We start from the raw sequence: 18,665 nt of genomic DNA, 5'->3' as shown, positions 1-18,665 counted from the left end.
GTTGCCTGACCGATCGCCTCGGATAAATATCCGGGTCCATCGTAGGGGCCGAGTTTTCCGTAGGCTGCTGCGCAAAGCTGATGCCGTCGATGTCACGCTTGCCGGACGAGCGTAAGCCCGATCGTCGCCAGCGCATATGCGCTCGAGCGTAAGCCTATGGCCAAATTCATCTTTTCAGGAACGTTCAGTTCGGCGGGAGAACGCCGCAGCTGTATTGCTCGCTCCTGTATAAGCCTCCAATACCTAAATCTTTCTGACCGTAATATCCAAGGATTTCTTAGGTCTACCGGTAGAGCGGCCCCGACGGATGAATAGTCGAATATTCTCCGGCATTGCTCCGTCGGCTTGCTGGGCCGTTATTAGCAATATTTTAACCGTAATAGGTAAAATACTTTGATCGGGCTTCGATTCGACTTTGGGTTTTGTCATGTCATCGAGGGCTGATGTTGGCTTGAAGGAGGTGTGAAGAGAGGATCAGAATAATGCTGAAGAGCACGCTCGTCGTGGTTGCCGTCTCTATCGCCGCCGGAGCAACCATTCGCGCCTCGGCCTTTGCAATCTTTGCATTTCTGGTGGTCACGGCCTTGGGCGGCGTGATTCTGCTGAAAGGTTCCTCTTTGACGGAGGCGGTCGTTTCTTGCGTCGAAGTGCTTGTATTGATGGAGATATGCTATCTGGCGGGTCTATTCGCCTTCTCCTTGTGGCATATTCAAAAGCGCCGGAAAAAGAACTCCATTACTGAGCGCTCCCATCTCACAGGCAAGCGTCCTCATGGGTAATGACATGACCGAGGCGGCAGGATGCTCGGTTGCGCCATGTCAGGGTGTGTGTGCGCGTCGCAGTATTTCAGGTTCGCTTGCCGCGCCTTGGTCTTTGGTTTGCGCACGTCTTTATCGCAAAACCGCAACACAGTTTTACGCGACATGCTTTAGGAATCAACTTTGGGCAGCAACGCGTGCCGGGAAAGCAGCGCCGACAGCGTTTTTGCCATGATCACGAAATCCAGCGTGAGCGTCCATTTGGACAAATATTCGACGTCGAGGGAAATTCCGTTCCGATAGCTGACGTCGTTGTGCCCGCCGGTTTGCCAATGGCCAGTCAGGCCGGGACGGACGGCCATGTAGGCATAGGCATCTTCACCGTAGTGCGGCAGCTCTTCTTTGGTAATGGGGCGAGGCCCGACGAGGCTCATTTGACCCTGCAACACGTTGATCAATTGCGGAAGCTTGTCGAGGCTCGATCGCCTCAAAATATCGCCGACGACCGTGACGTGCGCGTCGGTCGTTGCGTCGGATCCTGTCGTCCGAAACTTGAGGCAGCCAAATTCTTTTCCCTTATAACCGATCCTGCGATGGGAATCGAAAACAGGGCCCCAATCACTTAGCGTGACGATGACTGCCGCCGACAGAAGGAGCGGCGACAGAAAGAATAGGAAACTTGCCGCAATGATGATGTCCAGCGCGCGCTTCAGAATTCTGCTGATCAGACGGGGTTGTGACGAATTGAATGGACGCCGTTCCTGTCGAGCCCTGGCGAAATCCCGCCAAGGTCCGGTTGGGTTGATGCCCTGATTTTTTCCCGCCACCCGCGTCTCCGTTAGACGAATTCCAGAAATCACAGCCAAAGCTTTGTTTTAACGCAAGTTTGATGTCTGTGACCGAGGTCATAATCATGAATAAATTCTTTATGCTCTAAAGAAATTCTTGCGAATATTAGAAATATTACCTTTATTTTTGACTATATAATAGAAATGCTATTTAGTTTTATTTTGAAATTCGGTGTTGTTATTGTAATTTGCGGATGTATTCTTCAGGCAGGGAATTGTCATAAATTGTATAAAAATCGTCATGCAGCCCAAAAGACTTGTCTGCAATAGAATTCAATATGAATTTTATGATATATAAATATGAGGATCATTCATAATTATGTATAGTTTAAACACGAAGTTTTTATTTTATTATTGTTTGACTTTCCAATTTAACCTATTACGAATGTCGCTCCAGATAATAGGTTAATTAGTCTGCGTGGAGTTGTGCGTATGGACGGGGCGATCAGCACCAGAGACAACAGAGCTAGAGGAAACACAGCGCGAACAAGCGAAGCGGTTACTTGCGGGTCTGCAGCTAATGTTTACGACGGCCGGGCGGATTTGGATCACGAGTTCCCGTTTTACCGCTCGAGTGTTCGAAAGTTTCGCCGCGGTGAGATTATTGCCGGCGCCGGCGTCGTCCTCGACATGTTCGCCCGCGTACAACGCGGAATGGTGAGCGCAAGCACCCCGCTTGCCGATGGACGAGAGTTCATCGTGGAAATCGTTCCGAAAGGCGGCTTGATCGGCGAATTGGAAGTGCTGCGCAAGCAGTCTCTCAGCCTGGAATATCGGGCCTCGTCGGATTGCGAACTGCATTACTTCGACGGTCGGTTGCTGCGGGACCTGTGTGCGAACGATCCGCAATTTCAGGTGAAGATCCTGTCGAAGGCGCTGGCGCGTGTTTCCGAACTCGAACTGCGGATCATTTCCAATGCCGGATCGAGTCTAAGGCAGAGACTTGCCCGAACGTTGCTGCGTCTTTCCGCCCTGTATAGAATGGATGCGCAAAATAGCGGCGACGAGCTGATCATCTCCCAGCACGAGTTGGCCGCGACGCTGCCGGCGTCGCGTGAAAAGGTCAACCAATGCCTGCGGCGCTTGCGTGAGAGCAAAGTGGTCGACGGGACACAGGGCAAAATCCGTATTCTCAATCGGAAGGCGCTGGAGGCTTATGCCGAGGGGGCGGGTCTCGCCTGAGGCGCGCCGCGATAAAAAAACGGAACGGCCGAAAGCCTCGACAGAACTCGCCGCCGGCGGGTTCTGTGTTTGATGACAGTGCGAGTTGATAGTCAGACGAAGCAGGCTGAAAGATCGGGTTGGCGTGTTAGCACTTGTCTTCATGCACGTTGTTCCAAAATCGCTACGCATTTCGGCGCAACATACTTAGACTTCGCTCTCGGAAGCACTCCTCCAGTATTTCCAGCCTTCACCCTGTATGAGCCCGTGATCGGACAGGTCCTTCCAGCTTCGGTAGGTGCCCGTATCGTCATAGACGAAGTCATCCATGTCCTTGCTTGAGGAGTATACGGTATATTCTTCCGTATGTTGGGACCGGTGTGCCGCATCGGCGACCTTGTGCACGAAGGTCGACAGGAACTTGAAATGCAGAAGGGCGCCGGATACGCCGAGCGCTCCGCGCATGTCGCCCAAATTCAGGGAGAGCGGCCAGACCTGGTGCGATGATTTGAGAAACAGACATTCACCCGCCACATAGACGAGGGGTATCTTGTTGAGCGCGGGGCCGTCCCAGAGCCGGTCGTGGAAATAGACGCGCCCGCGAACGCCGCCCTTGATCCATATCGTCCGGTTGCGTTTGTCGAAATGCGCCACATAGCCGGAGCGGTCGAAGAGATTACAGACTTCGAGCGGGTTGCGACCGGGTTCGCATATGTTTTCGAGAACGGGATGCGGGCTATACATGTCGATCATAACCGAGCGGAGGGAATGGCCGCCGATGGAATCGATATAGGAAGTCAATTGATCGATCGGCCGTGTGTCGCAATGCGGATAGACCAGGAACTCGTCTGCATCGACATACAGGACCCACTTCTCGCGGCAGTGGCGGTTGATGACTTCGTTGATCCAGTCGTTTCCGAATCTTGCCGCCTTGTAGGAACCATGAGCCGAAAGAAGGGAGACATCGTCGAAGCCGGACAGCAACTCGGCCGTGCCGTCGGTCGAGCCGTTGTCGATACAGATGAAGTGCTCGAAGCCGAGATCGCGATAATACTGAAGGAAGAAGGCCAACCGGTGCCCCTCGTCACGGATGACGCAGATGACGACGTGGCGCGCCTGCTTGAGCCCGTTGCGCAGCAGGTCATAGCGAACCTGCCGAGCCTTAAGCGACCGGCGCAGACGGGCTTTCACGTAATGCGAGATACTGGCGGCGGAAGCCCTATAACTCATATTCTGTCCTGAAGATTATCCATTCCTGGAATGAATGGATGAATACTTTGCGCTTCCGTCTGCAAATCCACGGCTCGACCGGCGACGCTGAGTTCAGTCACGCGGACATTCAAGTTGGACCAACAATACATCATCATACGGCGTAGTCGCCAACCAGCAGGCTCTGGACCCTAGGATTGGGTCCTTCTTTCTCAATAGCGTGCTCGATGCGCGCTCGTATCGACCGGTATTTATACAGCATCTTCCGATCGAAGGTTATTCCGCGATACAGCGCGTTGTAAATCGGATGTGCTTTGCGCAGGTCTACGTATACCTGGCTTTCCTTATCGGTCCACGGAAAGAAAGTTCCATGCCATGGCTTCGGATGCGCCATATAATGGACGATCGACAAGGAGGAGATGTTCACCAGATGAAGGAATTGTTTTGGAAAGTTCCAGCGGTTCGATACCAGGATCAGCGATGAACCGCAGACGTAATTCAATGCGCCCTGATCATGTTTGCCCTCGCAGGCCTCAGGATTTTTAGCAAAAAGCTCGAGCGCCTCCTGCCCGATCCAGCCGTTTCGATGGAATTTCAGGACGCCGGCGTTGAAATAGTGGCTGTCCTTTCCGGTGTCGAGGAAGTCATGGATCGCCGTGTAATCGCGTGCCGCGAAAAACCTGCCCTCGGGGACAGTTGCACTTTCGAACGCACCGAGATCGCTGACGATCTGGGTATCCCCATCGAGGTAGATGATCTGCGTATAGTTGGAAGGCAGGATCTCGCAAAGGACCAGCTTGGCCATCGTGCTGACGCTGATGCGTCCCTGGAAATGCGAACTGTCGAGCTTGCCGAGCGAGTCCTGCAGCGCTTCGGTCGCATCGGTCAATATGACCCCACTCCTTGCGAGCAGGGCTTTCAGCTCTTCGAAATTGTCGAGATGTTCCGACATCAGAACGCAGACGTCGGTCGCGGGGCTTGCGAATTTGCGAGCCTGAAGCGCCGAGAGAATGGTCGGAAATGAATACTCGACATCCGTGACGTAGACGACGCACTGGTTGTTCATGTCATCACCTTTCCGATTGTGCGCAATACAAGTGAATCGGTATTGTCTTTGCGAGGCGAGGGACCAATTGTGAATTGAGCCGACGGGTCTGTCATATGAAGGCCCTGTTCGGTATATATAGGCCAGCATCCAGTGCGCTGGTGCTGAATCGGTGTCTGGCTGTCGGCGGCTTTTGTATGTTTCATTGTTGAGATATTCACCATGAAGAGTGCCTTGCCTGTCATAAGGCTATGTTTCGACATGTTGTTTCGCGGTACGGCGATTGGTGCCGGGACCCTTGTCGGAATGCGGAGGGAAGGGGGATTGTCATGTTGATCACCACACTCGGGGCAGCCGTGATTTCGATCGCTGCCGGGGCTTCCATCCGCGCCTGGGCTTTCGCGATTTTTGCAATCCTGGTGGCAATCGGCTTCGGCGGCGTGGCTTTTGCCGGCGGGTCGTCTGTGATCGCGGCCATGCTCTCCGGTATCGCCATCCTCGTGCTCATGGAAATCGGCTATCTGGCAGGCGTGTTCCTGTCGGGGCTTTTGCGGCGCAGTGCCAAGCTGCGCGAAAACAATTCCGTTGCAGATAGCGTCGCGACCACCAGCGAACGCCCGCAAGGCTGATGTTGGCATAAAACCTGCAGCATAGCCTTCCGCGACTGACCTCCGACGGCGCTTGTTCGATGGACTGCTTTTACAGGCGATCCTTGAAAGATGCGGTGCGGCCGACCGGCTTCGGCCCAATGCGGGCACGCCGATGGCTCGATGAGATTGCCATCCCGCGCCGTGGCGGAGTTCCAAAGCGGGCGTCATCGTGTTGAAAACATCGGCGCTCTCATCAGAGATGTCGATGTCTCCAGAGGGGTTCGATTGGCGAGCGATCGGGTCGCGCGCCGGGGAGAGGCATTGGTTGCCAGGCAGCCGGCCGCCAGACCTGCCGTGGTGCTGAACAGCAAGCCGAGATCCGTGCCGCTCCCCGATATCGCCGCCGAGGCGACCTGCGCTATGGATGCCATAACCGCAGCGTTTCCGATCGCGTGCGTCTCCCGATCGCCTGACATGTGCCGGCCGGAGGCCCTTGCAAGGCTGTACAGGAAGGCGGCGAAGAGAAGAGTGCCGGTCAATCCGACATTGGAGAGCAACGCAGCGATAAAACTCGAGGCCCGAACCGTGCCGAGCCCGGCGCCGAAGGTGGCGGTATCGACGAATGCGATCAATGCCAGTGTATTCCAGGCGGTGCGCTCTTCACCGGATTGCGATTGGAGCTTGTCCGACAAGGTGGTGCTCATCAGGCCGGCGATGGAATTCCACGCATCGGGGACAAGGCTGAGTGCGACGATGGCGCAGGGAATCAAAAACAGCGTGATCACCAGGAATGTCACATGCGGGGTCTTGGCGGGGCCGCTAATCAATCGTTTCAGGCAAAACAAAACGAACATGCAGACAACGAAAATGCCGGCAATATAGGCGGTTGTCGATGTGCAGAGGACGATCGTCGGGCCGATGAAAAGCGTTGCAAGTCCTGCCATACGGCTTTGGACGCGCTCCAGCCAGAGCAGAAGCGTGAAGGAAAAATAGGCTAATGCGACTGCGCCATAAGTGCTCGCTTCGGGGAACGGGCCGACGATGCGTTTGAAGCCGCTGATCGTCTCGGCCGTATGCATTGTATAGTTCGCGTTTCTGATGACATCGAGCAGGTAGGACTGGTCGGTCAGGAATGTTCCGATATCAATCAATGCCAGGGTAAAACATGCGATCGAGGCGACGATTAACTGCAGTGCGATGAAACGGGCATAGCCGAGCCTGGCAAGCCCCGAGACGACGGCAAAGCAGGCGAGGTCGCCGAGCAGATAGACAGACTGGCTGAGATTGGACGAACCCGGCGACAGCGGAGCGGCTACCGTCGACATCATGCCCGTGGTGTCTCGTGCAGAGGAGTAGACGAGGGTCGCGCCTGCAAAGATGCGCGGCAAAAAGAAAGATGATGCCACGGAAAACAGGATGTAGGCGGCAAACCAGAAACCGGGACCCGGATAGGCCATGCTGGCGAGCGTCGCCTGTGTTTGAGCCGGGCGCAGCAGGGCGGCTACCACGAGAAAAAGCACGAGAAGATGGCTTGGCTGGATGCTGCTGCCGCCGAGCGCGGGCAATTGCAGAGCCGCTGCCGCTCCGAGCAGCGTCGACAGGCAAAGGGTCGTGATCGCAAAACGCGCCCCGTTGACCATGCTGAGCAGGCCAAGCAGCAGAACGATGAAGCCGATCGGTTCTATCGACATACTTCAGATCCCGATCCGGACGGAGCGGCGGAGGCATCGGGTTTGCCGAAAACCGGCATCCGCCTTCTGACGCAATGCCCGAGGCGAAAGCCGCCAGCTGTCGTTAATGGTCACGACCGCCTCCTAATTCGATCCCGTCTGGGATATCCAGCCGGGAGCCGTCTGATTGTCGCCTGCTACATCAGACAGCGGGACTGCCGAGCTTTGCTGCTGTGGCGCGGACTGCAGCTGCAGCGTAGGCGACGGCGTCTGGAGATCCGTGTCGATGCCGATTTCGACGACATCATGCGGCCGCAAGCTGGTCGTCTCGTCCGCCTCGATATTGCGATAAGTGCCATCGTCGTTGCGGCGCACGATCCTGTAGTTCTTTTGCGCTCTGCCAAGACCCGGTGTGTCCGTATTCATCTGGGCGAGTTGAGCGCTGTAGCCAGCCTGTTCGCCCAGAAGCTGGGCCACCTGGATGTCGATCGCCGCCCTGCCGATCGCGAGATTGACCTGGTTGAGCAGCTCCTGGTTTTCGCTGTTCTGCCGGTTGACGATATTGATCTTCGAGCGATCGGCTTCGCTGAGCCCCTGGCGGGCCGTGGTCAGGGCGACCTCGAGATCGATCAGGGTGCCTTGTGCATCCGCAACGCCGCGGTCGACCGTGACCTGCCGGGAATTGCTGACCAGGCCTTTGCTCACCAGGCTGTTGACATTATCCAGTTCCTTTTGCGCGAGCTCGATCTGCCGCTTTTGCGAATTGATCTTGGCCTCGAGCGACTGGACCTGCTGGCCGTAGAGACGGGTGAGGTCGCTCGCCGCATCAATCTGGCTTTCGATATCGACACGTCGCAGCCGCATCAGGTTCAATTCCTGCGCCTTCAGCTTGTCTACATCGGGCGTTCCGGCGAGTTCGGCGGGGATCTCGAAACTTTGTTCGCCGGCGATCTCGGCGCGCAATCGCGACTGGCGCATCAGAAGATCTCGCCGGTTGAGAATGGCCGTTCGATAGGAGCCGGCAGCCTGGATCCGGTCGCGCTCGAAGATGGTATTCTCCTCGCGGTCGCGAAGGAAGCCGCCGGCGATGCTGACGGCCTTCATGACCGTCATATCGGCTTCAAAAGCATAGCGCCCGGGGGTCTGCACGGTCCCGGTTACGAAAATCGGCGCATGTTGGGCAATTTCCACGGCGATGAACGGCTTTCCCGGCAGTTCGGCCTTTTCGGAGAGCGCGGTGGCGATCGCATCGGAAACCTGCTCCGTCGTCTTGCCGATCGCCTGCACCTGGCCGGCGATCGGAATCGCCAGATTACCGGCATCGTCGACTGTATATGTTCCGCCGAGGGCTTCCCAGCTGGCATACCGGGAATCCGACGATCGCCATTCGACGACACGCAGTCTGACCTGATCTTCCGGCACGAGGGTATAGTTTTCCGCATGGGCGACACTCCAGCCGGTCACGCCGGAAAATACCAGCAAGGCAAGGGCGATGGAGATGAGGCGACCGGACAAGGATGTGCGCTGCATTGTCTGCTATCTCCGTTTCGTTGCGATCGACGGCGAAGGCATTTCGCGCGGCGCGGGATTGCCGAATTCCAGGATGCGGGACGGAGAGACGCGGCCGACAAGAAGGTCGGAAAGCGCCAGCAAATTGCCGTTCAAGCGTCCCCATCGGTCGATCAAGCGGTCATTGAATAATAGGCCCCGTGTATTCGCCAGGATGTTGCGGCCGATCTGTGCGACAGCACGGCCCTTCGACATCGTGCCCTTCCGGACTAGGTAGACAGGATTGGCAACCTGCGAATAACCGAGTCTTCGGCCTGGCTGGCGCCCGGATCGGACGCCGAGATGCACGCCGCGAGCGCCTTCGACACGCACGGACCTGCCGTAGCGGGCGATGGACCGGCTGAAATCGACATCTTCGAGCCAGCCGTAGAGCGGCAGTTGTTCATCGAAGGCCACCGCGTGCTGGAGAACGGGTGAAAGGCGAACCGCCATGTTGCATCCGTAGGCGTTATAGACCTCCGTCACATGCCCAGCCCTTTCGCCCGCAGTTTCAAGAACCTTCAGGGCCTTTGACATGTTGAGGCCGCCATCGAGGATGCCGTCGGCGAGGACTTCGCCAGTGGCGATCGCCACGTCGGGGTTTGCTGCAAAGACCGCCGCCATCCGCGACAGGAAGGCTGCTGCGGGAATGAAGTCGTCATCCAGGAAGATCAGAATATCCGTATCGGCGGCGGCGGCCTGGATGATCCTGTTGCGCTGGGAGGTCAGGCCACGGCTACCGACGATGACTTCCACATCGAGGCGGTCGGCGAGGCCGGCGGCGTCGTCGATCACGGGCACGCAGACGATCAGCCGCTCGGCCTGGTCCGGCAGGGCCGTGAGATAATCGACGGTCTCCCGCAGTATCGAGGGGCGGCCTGCCGAGGCAATCCCCACAGCCACTCGCAATGGGTGGCGCGCCCGGCCCGCCATGGCTTTAGCGCCACAGGGAACAGGCGCCGGTCCGATCGGGCCGTCCTGCCTGGTTGCTTCTGCCGAAGGTGAACTCATGACTCTATTCTTTTCGGTGCATGGTTGATGATCGCGCCGAGGATCTCCGCGCCGACATTCCGCAGGGTCTCGATGACGTGCATGGTATCGTCGATCGAGGTATGCCCGTGCGAGGTGACCACGAGGACACCGTCCAGTTCCGGCGCGATCGCATTGGCATCCGGCGAAGCAGAGAATGCGGAAATGTCGACGAATATGGCGTCGAACTCCTTTTTCAGATCGGCGAAGCTCAACTGCGTGCGGCGGGAACTGAGGCGAATGGCCGGCGTCACCGCTTCGACTTTGCCGAGGGGAAGGAATTTCAGCGTCGGGGTGAGGGGCAATGCCGCCGTCTTGATCAGTTCGCCATTGTCGAGAACATCGACGAGGCCTGTGGAACTATGAGGCGCGATCGATTTGCTGAGCGACGATTTCTGCGCAGCCGCATCGATCAGCAGCGTCTGTGCTCCTGATATCGACGAGAGCACCGCAAGTTCGCATGCGATGGTCGATGCCCCGCCGCCAGGGTTGACAGCGACGATTCCTATGACGACCCGGCGTTTGCGCCGAAGACCAACGACCGTCGCGCTGAGTTCCGCCATGCCTGGAATAACAGGATAGGCGGCTGCGGTGCTGCTGCTGCCTGTACCGGCGGCGAGGAAACGCGCAGAGTGACCATTGCGGGTCCTAGATGTCGCCAGCAAAGTGACAAAGGGCAGTCCACCGGCTTCCGCGATCTGATGGGGCCGGACGATCCGGCGATCGCCGGCGTGTCTTATCATGGCGAGTGCGAAGCCGACGCCAAGACCAACCGCCGCCGCAAAGGCGATGATCAGCGTGCTGCGTGGTCTGGCTTTCGAAAGAGGCAGGGTGGCTCGAGAGACGATCGTGGCATCCGACACCGGGTAGGTGATGCGCTGCTTGGCTTCGGTCAGCTGGTTCAAGGTATTTTCATAGAGGGTGCGGCGTGCGTCAGTCGCGCTCTGCAGCTCCGCAAGCTTGAACTGATCGCGCGGATTGCTCGTGAAGCTGGCCAGGGCGCTGGCAGCTTCGGCCAGTCCACGCTGCTGCTCGCTTACGAATCTGGTCAGCCATTCGCTGTATTGTCGGGACGCATTGGCCTTCATCGCGATATTCTTCTGGATATACTGCCTGGCCAGCGTGTCGGCGATGTCGACGGCCTGCTGCGGGGTCGATGCTGCAGCCGATATCTCGATGATCGTCGAACTCCCGATCCGGCGTACTCCCATCATGTTCAGCAGCGTGGCGACCGCCCGATCATGGATCCGCCCGTCCTCGATCTGCTGTTGCGGCTGTGTGTCACGCGGTCCTGGGCCTGCCGCTTCCTGCGATGCCGTATCCTGTTCGGAAGAAGCGCCCATCAACCAGTTCTTTGCCCTATCCTGGAGCGAAGGCGTCTGATCGACAAAGTCAGGATCGGTATCGAGACCAAGTGTCGTTACTGTTCCACCGACGACATCGCTGGATTTGGCGATCTCCAACTGTCCCTCGATGAACGCGTCTTCTGCGAAAGCCCTCTGCGCTTCGGAGCCGCTGACCTGGGGGAAGATCACAAGTTGCGTGTTGGCAACGAACGTCGGTTCGGCCGTCAGCACGTAGCTCCCTGCCAATACGAGGAAAGCGAAAGTCGTCGCCGCAATCCACAGCCAGCGCATTCTGATAAAGAAGAGCATATCCCGCAAGGTGAGCGGCGAATTCCCGCCGGTGGCTGCGGCAGGCAGGGATATCGGAGAAACACCGCTGAAGATCGTGCTTGAGGTCATGTCGTCCTAATCCAAAATGGCGAGATCACGGAGTAACCAGTTAGTGGCAGCTTGGAGGGACGGGGGAGTAGCGTGTCTTCCGATTCCAGGCATGATCGGCGGCTCTCCCCATGAATGCTCAATACGAGCCGCGCTGGGAAAACAGAGCGGGAATGGTCTTGGCAATGATGATGAAGTCCCTGCCGAGCGACCAGTTGTTGAGATAGTGAACGTCGAGGGAAACCCGGTACTCGTAGCTGACGTCATTGCGCCCGCTGGTCTGCCAGTGACCGGTCAGGCCCGGGCGGACGGCCATGTAGGCCCATATATGCTCGCCGTAGCGCGGCAATTCCTCAGCCGTGATCGGCCGGGGGCCGACAAGGCTCATGTCGCCACGCACGATATTGATCAGTTGGGGAAGCTCGTCGATGCTCGACCTCCTGAGGATATCACCGACGGCCGTGATCCTCGGATCGTCCTTCAGCTTGCGTGTCTCTTCCCATTCGCTTCGCGCAGCCGGGTTGTTTTGCAGCAATTCGGCAAGCTGAGCACTCGCATTGGTCTTCATCGTGCGAAATTTGAGGCATCCGAACGGCGCTCCGCCGACGCCGATGCGCGTATGGGAATAGAAGACCGGGCCGCGGTCGCTCATCTTCACGATCATTGCGACGATCAACAGAAGCGGGGAAAGCAGGATCAGGGCCGTAACTGCGATGACAAGGTCTAGCGCGCGCTTCGACGATCTGCCTGCCGCACGAGGCCGGGACGAATGAAGATCGGCGCCTTTCGCGGACCGTCCGACACGCGACCAAGCCTCGAAACTATGTGCTTCCCATGTCATCGGTGGTCTCCAAAATATTCCGATTAAGAACCGTTCAAAGTTTGCTGCGCCGCACTCTGGTTGTCTGTTACCAAGGTCATAATCCTTAACAAATTCTTTATGCTACTAACGGGCAATCGAGAAATCGGATTACACCTTGATGGCCTTATCTTCATTTAAAACGACAATCTAATCTAATTCGTGGTGATTATCCGGTGACGATTATTTATCAGTTTTGATGTCATCACTTTGATTGTTGCTTATTTTTATTCAGTAAGCCATTTTAATAGGCAACCATCTTCGATGGCGTGGCGGTTTTTTGGCTTCTTTGAGATTTTTTGGTCCTTTTTGCGGTGTATATTTTGTTTTGAGTTAAATATATACTTTATCTTTACCTCATATCTCCGTGATGTTATTTGACTCTCATATTAAGACAATATAAATGATGCAGTGCAGCATTGCCTATGGTTATCGAGTGGAGTTATGCGCATGGATGGGGCGACACACGCATCAGATCGCAGGGCCGGCATCGGCAAACCGGCGATATCGGCTAACGGCGGCATTCATCTGAACAGCCGCATCGTCATCGACGACGAATTCCTATCCTGCCGGTCGAGCGTCCGGCGTTTCCGGCGCGGCGAGATCATCGCCGGGGCCGGCGTCCTCGTCGATACGTTCGCGCGCGTCCATTCGGGGGTGGTCAGCGCAAGCACGATGCTGCCCGACGGCAGGGAATTCATCGTCGAGATCATTCCGAAATCCGGCCTCATCGGCGAGCTCGAGGTTCTGCGCAGGCAGACATTGAGCCTCGAATACCGCGCCGGTTCCGCCTGCGAACTGCATTTCTTCGAAGGCCGGCTGCTGCGCGACATGTATGCCAGCGATCCCTGCTTTCGCGAAAAGGTCTTCTCCAGGGCGCTGGCGCGTATTTCAGAGCTTGAACTTCGGATCATTGCGAATGCGGCGTCGAGCCTGCAATCGAGGCTGGCCAGCACGCTGCTGCGGCTCTCCACTGTTTATGGAAAAGATGCGGCAAACAGCGGTGACGAACTGACCATCTCGCAAAATGATCTGGCCGCGACGCTGCCGGCGTCCCGCGAGAAGGTCAATCAATGCCTGCGGCGCCTGCGGGAAGGCAAGATCATCGACGGGGGCCAGGGCAAGATCCGCATCCTCAACCGCAAGGCGCTGGAGGCCTGTGCCAACGGCGCAGTTTCGGTGAAGTGATGCGCCCGTCGCTTCCCGAGGTCCTCCGATCCGCCGCAAGCGTCGGCCGGTTTCCCGGCCCCGGCACGACAAAGATCGATCGCGTGGTCATCATCGACGACTATTCGGTCGCCAGAGGCGGTGCGACGGCGCTGGCGGTGCTGTCCGCCAAGCTTTTTCGGGGCCTCGACATCCCCGTGACCTATATTTGCGGGGATGACGCCGCCAATGCGGAGCTCGTCGCACTCGGGGTCTTGATGGTCGGGCTGAATAGCCGCGATCTGCTCAGTGCCGAGCGTGCGAAGGCTTTCGTGACCGGCATTCACAACGGCGCCGCCGTCCGTATGGTCGCGAATTGGATTGCCGCAAACGACACCGCCAATACCGTCTACCATGTCCATGGCTGGCACCAGATCCTGTCTCCGGCGATTTTCAGGGCGTTGATGCCGGTCGCCAGACGATGCGTGGTGCACGCGCATGATTTCTTCACAGCCTGCCCCAACGGCGCCTTCTTCGACTATCAGGCGCAGGAAGTCTGCCTTCGACGCCCGCTCGGCGGAGGCTGCATTGCGACGGCCTGCGACAAGAGAAGTTATTCGCACAAATTATGGCGGGTTGCCCGCGGCTCCAATATCCTCCGACGGCTGAAGGATCAGGCCGATTTCGGCCGTATCATCCTGCTGCACGAGAAGATGGCAAGCTTCCTCGTCGGCGCCGGATATCGGCCCGAACGACTGACGACAATCCGCAATCCCGTCGCTCCGCTCTCCATCAAACGCATCGAGGCGGAGGCCAACGAGGAGTTCGTCTTCATCGGGCGGTTGGACGAAGAGAAGGGCATAGAGGACGCCGTGGCCGCCACACGCAAAGCCGGCGTCAGGCTCTGCGTGATCGGGGACGGGCCGCTGATGCCGCTGGTTGCGGCTTCGGGAGATCACGTCAGGGCCGTCGGCTGGCAGTCGCATGCGGAGATCGGCCCGACCATCCGCAAGGCGCGTGCACTGTTGATGCCGTCTCGCTATCCCGAGCCATTCGGCCTCGTCGCTATCGAAGCGGCCAGGAGCGGTCTGCCGGTCATCATGTCGCGTAGCGCCTTTCTTGCCGAAGAAATGCAAAGAGCCGGCATGGCGATCGCCTGCGATACGGCTGACGAAAGCGCCTTTGCCGATACTTTGACGCGATTTAGCCAAATGCCGAGGCACGAGGTCCGCGCCATGAGCGAGCGGGCTTTCCTGAAGTCGCCGGATCTTGCGTCGACACACGAGGAATGGCGCGACGCGCTTCTTTCCGAATACCACACCCTGATTTCGACGAATGCTGTTCCCGAGCTGACAGACGGTGTGGCGATACAAGGAGTATTGAGTTGACCCTTAAGGCAACAACCTCTCTTCCCGACGCGAGAGCATTTCTCGGCGATGCGCCTGTCATGGCGAAAAGACGTGTCACTGAGGCCGGAAGCGCGAGCGATACCAAGCAGCTTCGCGTCGCCATCGTGCATTATTGGCTCGTTTCGATGCGCGGCGGCGAGAAGGTCGTCGAAGAGCTGTGCCGCATGTTTCCGCAGGCCGACATCTTCACCCTCGTCTGCAACCGGGATCGCATCAGCGATTTTCTGAAGACGCGGAACATCCGCACATCCTTCCTGCAGAAGATCCCCGGTGCAAAGCGGCATTATACCAAGATGTTGCCGCTGATGCCTTTCGCGCTCGAGCAGTTCGATCTGCAGGATTACGATCTCGTGCTGTCGAGCGAATCCGGACCCGCCAAGGGCATCATCACGCGCGCCGACGCCCTGCATGTCTGCTACTGCCATTCGCCGATGCGCTACATCTGGGATCAGTTCCATGTCTACCGCCATGGCCTGCCCTGGGTGGGTCGCGCAATGATGTCGATCACCGCACCCATGCTGCGCGCTTGGGACGTGACGACCTCCTCGCGGGTCGATGTGTTCGTTGCCAATTCCGATTATGTCGCAAGCCGCATCCGCCGCTTCTACGACCGGGAATCCATCGTCATCCATCCGCCGGTTGCGACCGACGATTTTGTGGTGGGGAAGGGGAAGGGCGAGTTCTATCTCTATGCGGGACAGCTGACCACCTACAAGCGGCCGGATATCGCCGTTCGCGCCTGCACCGAGGCCGGCCGAAAGCTGGTCGTGATCGGCGAGGGAGAACAACTGGCCTATCTGAAGTCGATCGCCGGACCGACCGTTGAGTTTCTCGGCCATCAGCCCTTCAACGTTCTGCGCGACCATCTGTCGCGATGCCGCGCCCTCTTGTTTCCGGGCACGGAGGATTTCGGCATCCTTCCGGTGGAAGCCATGGCATCAGGGCGGCCGGTCCTGGCTTTCGACGCCGGCGGCGCCAGGGAAACCGTTTCCTCGCCGCAGGTTGGTTTTCGCTTCGCGCAGCAGACCACGGAAGCTCTGTTGGAAACGATGGCGGCGTTCGAGGAGGTGGAGGACGATATCGATCCGCATGCGATCCGCGCGCACTCGCTGAAATTTTCTTCCGCCGTGTTCCGCGACCGCCTGTCCCGCCTGATCGAGCAGCAACTGTCGGACCAAGGCGACCGATCCGCCGAGGTCTTCAGAAGACGGGCGGGCTGAGGGCAAGGAGCGGAGCTGCCTGTCTTGCCGCTGCGACCGAAACCGTCGACGAGGAATAGAAAATAGACATGTCAAGCGTATCTCAGAGGACGGCGACGGCGAGTATCTGGACCATCAGCGGAAAGTTCCTGGCGCGACTGCTCGATTTCGTCAGCCTCCTGATCCTCGCAAGGCTTTTGAGCCCGGCGGATTTCGGCCTTGTCGCCATAGCGACCTCGGTTCTGGTCATCGTCGAGACAATCCTGGACCTGCCGCTGACGCAGGCCCTCATGCGCCAGCCGTCGCCTTCGGACGATATGTTTGCCACCGCCCTTACCCTCAGCCTGTTACGAGGCGTGGCCATCAGCGTGCTGATGATGTTCATCTCCTGGCCGATGGCTCTGATCTATGACGATCCCCGGCTTTTCTCTCTCGTCGCTGTGCTCTCGATTGCGCCTGCCATGCGCAGCGTGATCAGCCCGCGCATGGTTCTGTTCATGCAGCGGTTCGATTTCAAACGCGAGTTCGCACTCGATCTCATCACCAAGGGGTCGACACTGCTGTTCGGTGTCGGGGTCGCGGTCGCGACCGGCAGCTATTGGGGGCTGGCGATCGGCGCGGTTGCAGGCCCGACCGCCGCGGCGATCACCTCCTATGTCTTTGCGCCGATGCGACCGAGGTTCAGCCTTTCCGAGTGGAAGCACTTTCAGGACATGATCAGCTGGAACACCGTCTCGCAGGTGCTGAGTTCGATCAACTGGCAACTGGACCGGCTGCTTTTGCCGCGCTTTACGGGCTTGTCGACTTTCGGCGCCTTCAGCGTCGCCGACAATATCGCCGCTATTCCATACCAGACCTTCGTCGGGCCATTGTTGCGTCCGCTGATGGCGGCATTCTCGACCGTCGATGACCGTCGTAATCTGATCGCTGCCTATCTGAAGGCGACGAACGCGATCACCTTCGTGGCAGCGCCCATCCTCATCGCGCTCGCTTTGCTTGCCGAGCCGGCCGTGCGGATCATCGTCGGCGAGAAATGGGCATCCGCCGCGCCGATTCTGCAGTGGTTGTGCATCGGCAGTCTGCTCGGTCTTCCGACGAACATGATGCCGCCATTGGCCATGGTGCTCAACAAAACCCGTTATCTCGCTCTCCGGATGTTTGCCGAGTTCGCCGTCAGGGTTCCGGTCACCATCCTGGGCATTGTCTATTTTCAGGTGGCAGGAGCACTGGGCGCGCGGATCGTGGCGGTGCTTGTCGCCTATGCCGCATCGCTGATCATTACGCGGCGGCTGATCGGCGCGACGTTCGCCGCTCAGTTGCACGCCTTTCTAAGGCCTCTGGTCGCGAGCTTGCCGATGATCGCTTTCCTGCTGTGGATAGAGCCGATGCTCGCTGCCATGCCTGTCGGCCTCAACCTGGTCGCCAGCCTGGCGCTTTGCGGCGGGGCGGCAGTGGCGATCTTCTGGGTCTTCGCGCTGCTCGTGTGGCAAATTGTCGGAAGGCCCGACGGCATCGAGACCATCGTCGTCCAAAGGCTCATGCCGCGACGAAACGGAGTTCTCATCTCATGATCGAGACAAGTGCAGCGCAAAAATTGGTTTGGCGTTTTCGGAGGAGCAGAATGCGTTACGGGATATCTTCTAAGGCTCTGGGTTTGCTTATCGTTCTTGGTCTGGGCGCGTTGCCCGGCCAACCCAGCGTGGCTCAGGAACCGCTCAATATCAATGCGTACCAGCTCACGTTCGAGGAGAGTTTCGACAGTCTAGACGTCTCGGCCTGGGGGGAGAGAAGTTCCCGCTGGATCGCCCATACACCCTGGAACGGCGATTTCGGCGATGCCCGCTTCACAGATCCGGCCCCCGGCTTTCCGTTTACCACCGATCAGGGAATTCTGAAGATCGAAGCGCGCAAGGAGGCCGATGGAACCTGGCGCTCGGGCCTGCTGTCGTCGGTGAACCCGAAAGGCGAAGGATTCTCGCAGCAGTTCGGCTATTTCGAAGCAAGGATGAAGCTGCCGCCGGGCAAGGGCGTCTGGCCGGCATTCTGGCTGATCGGGCTCGACCGGTCGAAATACACCGCCGAGATCGACGTCCTGGAATATTACGGACGCGCGCCCTACGAATTCAGCATGGGTTTTCATATCTGGCGTCAGAGCCAGGGCGGCCAGAACAGCACCGGCGGCCATTGGCAAAAGGTCCAGGACGGCATTTTGAACAGTGAATATCACACCTACGGCGTCGATATCCAAGCCGACAAAACGAGCTTCTACTTCGACCGTCAGTTCATCTGGAGCTTCGACACGCCGAAGGAATTCCACATGCCGTTCTATCCGCTGGTGAACCTGGCACTCGGCTCGGGTTGGCCGATCGATGAAACGCCCAATCCTTCCATTTTGCTCGTCGACTATATTCACGTCTACAAGCGCAAGCCTACTGATGCAGCGAATTGAACAACTGACGGGGATAGCCGT

The 18,665-nt window shown here is 58.0% G+C and carries 16 protein-coding genes; 8 read left to right on the top strand and 8 right to left on the bottom strand.

Annotated features, from left to right (window positions below; translation table 11 throughout):
• Positions 1 to 482 precede the first annotated feature (482 nt).
• Positions 483 to 779, top strand: a complete 297-nt coding sequence (locus RL_RS19745; RefSeq protein WP_011653268.1) for a hypothetical protein — start codon at positions 483 to 485, stop codon at positions 777 to 779.
• Positions 780 to 928: 149 nt separating this feature from the next.
• On the opposite strand, the gene RL_RS19740 is transcribed toward RL_RS19745, so the two are convergent.
• Positions 929 to 1,585, bottom strand: a complete 657-nt coding sequence (locus tag RL_RS19740; protein ID WP_011653267.1) for a sugar transferase — start codon at positions 1,583 to 1,585, stop codon at positions 929 to 931.
• Between the two features lie 453 nt (positions 1,586 to 2,038).
• On the opposite strand from RL_RS19740, the gene RL_RS19735 reads away from it, so the two are divergent.
• The gene (locus RL_RS19735; RefSeq protein WP_028743241.1) at positions 2,039 to 2,788 is read left to right on the top strand and encodes a Crp/Fnr family transcriptional regulator; all 750 of its coding nucleotides are present in this window, start codon (positions 2,039 to 2,041) and stop codon (positions 2,786 to 2,788) included.
• A 186-nt stretch (positions 2,789 to 2,974) separates the two neighbouring features.
• Here RL_RS19735 and RL_RS19730 read toward each other — a convergent pair whose 3' ends face one another.
• A complete protein-coding gene (locus RL_RS19730) occupies positions 2,975 to 3,997 on the bottom strand; it encodes a glycosyltransferase family 2 protein (RefSeq protein WP_011653265.1) in 1,023 nt (340 codons plus the stop codon).
• A gap of 133 nt (positions 3,998 to 4,130) precedes the next feature.
• Positions 4,131 to 5,042 (bottom strand): glycosyltransferase family 8 protein, encoded by a 912-nt coding sequence (locus tag RL_RS19725; RefSeq protein ID WP_011653264.1) that lies wholly within the window; start codon positions 5,040 to 5,042, stop codon positions 4,131 to 4,133.
• A gap of 308 nt (positions 5,043 to 5,350) precedes the next feature.
• On the opposite strand from RL_RS19725, the gene RL_RS19720 reads away from it, so the two are divergent.
• Positions 5,351 to 5,650 (top strand): hypothetical protein, encoded by a 300-nt coding sequence (locus RL_RS19720; protein ID WP_025395764.1) that lies wholly within the window; start codon positions 5,351 to 5,353, stop codon positions 5,648 to 5,650.
• Between the two features lie 185 nt (positions 5,651 to 5,835).
• Here the strand turns inward: RL_RS19720 and RL_RS19715 are convergent, their stop codons facing one another.
• From RL_RS19715 to RL_RS19695, 5 genes are all read right to left on the bottom strand, one after another.
• Positions 5,836 to 7,302, bottom strand: coding sequence for a hypothetical protein (locus RL_RS19715; RefSeq protein ID WP_011653262.1), 1,467 nt, complete (start codon positions 7,300 to 7,302; stop codon positions 5,836 to 5,838).
• 123 nt (positions 7,303 to 7,425) lie between these two features.
• Positions 7,426 to 8,811 (bottom strand): polysaccharide biosynthesis/export family protein, encoded by a 1,386-nt coding sequence (locus RL_RS19710; protein ID WP_011653261.1) that lies wholly within the window; start codon positions 8,809 to 8,811, stop codon positions 7,426 to 7,428.
• A gap of 6 nt (positions 8,812 to 8,817) precedes the next feature.
• Complete coding sequence (locus RL_RS19705; protein WP_028743243.1) at positions 8,818 to 9,840, bottom strand: glycosyltransferase family 2 protein; 1,023 nt, start codon at positions 9,838 to 9,840, stop codon at positions 8,818 to 8,820.
• Positions 9,837 to 11,603, bottom strand: coding sequence for a polysaccharide biosynthesis tyrosine autokinase (locus tag RL_RS19700; protein ID WP_041936443.1), 1,767 nt, complete (start codon positions 11,601 to 11,603; stop codon positions 9,837 to 9,839). The genes RL_RS19705 and RL_RS19700 overlap by 4 nt, the downstream gene beginning before the upstream one ends.
• 118 nt (positions 11,604 to 11,721) lie before the next feature.
• Positions 11,722 to 12,423, bottom strand: a complete 702-nt coding sequence (locus RL_RS19695) for a sugar transferase (protein ID WP_011653258.1) — start codon at positions 12,421 to 12,423, stop codon at positions 11,722 to 11,724.
• A gap of 468 nt (positions 12,424 to 12,891) precedes the next feature.
• Here RL_RS19695 and RL_RS19690 point away from each other — a divergent pair, with 468 nt between their 5' ends.
• The 5 genes from RL_RS19690 to RL_RS19670 all read left to right on the top strand — a co-directional run bounded on the left by RL_RS19690 (position 12,892) and on the right by RL_RS19670 (position 18,644).
• Positions 12,892 to 13,629, top strand: a complete 738-nt coding sequence (locus RL_RS19690; protein ID WP_041936442.1) for a Crp/Fnr family transcriptional regulator — start codon at positions 12,892 to 12,894, stop codon at positions 13,627 to 13,629.
• Positions 13,626 to 14,975 carry a glycosyltransferase family 4 protein gene (locus tag RL_RS19685; RefSeq protein ID WP_011653256.1) on the top strand — a complete coding sequence of 450 codons (1,350 nt, stop codon included), beginning with the start codon at positions 13,626 to 13,628 and terminating at the stop codon, positions 14,973 to 14,975. Before RL_RS19690 ends, RL_RS19685 begins: the two co-directional genes overlap by 4 nt.
• Entirely contained in the window at positions 14,972 to 16,216 is a 1,245-nt protein-coding gene (locus RL_RS19680) for a glycosyltransferase family 4 protein (protein WP_041936440.1), read from the top strand. Before RL_RS19685 ends, RL_RS19680 begins: the two co-directional genes overlap by 4 nt.
• A gap of 68 nt (positions 16,217 to 16,284) precedes the next feature.
• Positions 16,285 to 17,766, top strand: coding sequence for a lipopolysaccharide biosynthesis protein (locus RL_RS19675; RefSeq protein WP_011653254.1), 1,482 nt, complete (start codon positions 16,285 to 16,287; stop codon positions 17,764 to 17,766).
• A 50-nt stretch (positions 17,767 to 17,816) separates the two neighbouring features.
• Positions 17,817 to 18,644: a glycoside hydrolase family 16 protein gene (locus RL_RS19670; protein ID WP_041936439.1), complete on the top strand. Its 828-nt coding sequence runs from the start codon at positions 17,817 to 17,819 to the stop codon at positions 18,642 to 18,644.
• Positions 18,645 to 18,665: the final 21 nt, after the last annotated feature.

The sequence above is a fragment of the Rhizobium johnstonii 3841 genome, from assembly GCF_000009265.1.
Taxonomy (GTDB): Bacteria; Pseudomonadota; Alphaproteobacteria; order Rhizobiales; family Rhizobiaceae; genus Rhizobium; species Rhizobium acaciae.
The sequence above is the reverse complement of the archived record's forward strand: the minus strand, read 5'-3'. Positions and strand labels throughout refer to the sequence as shown.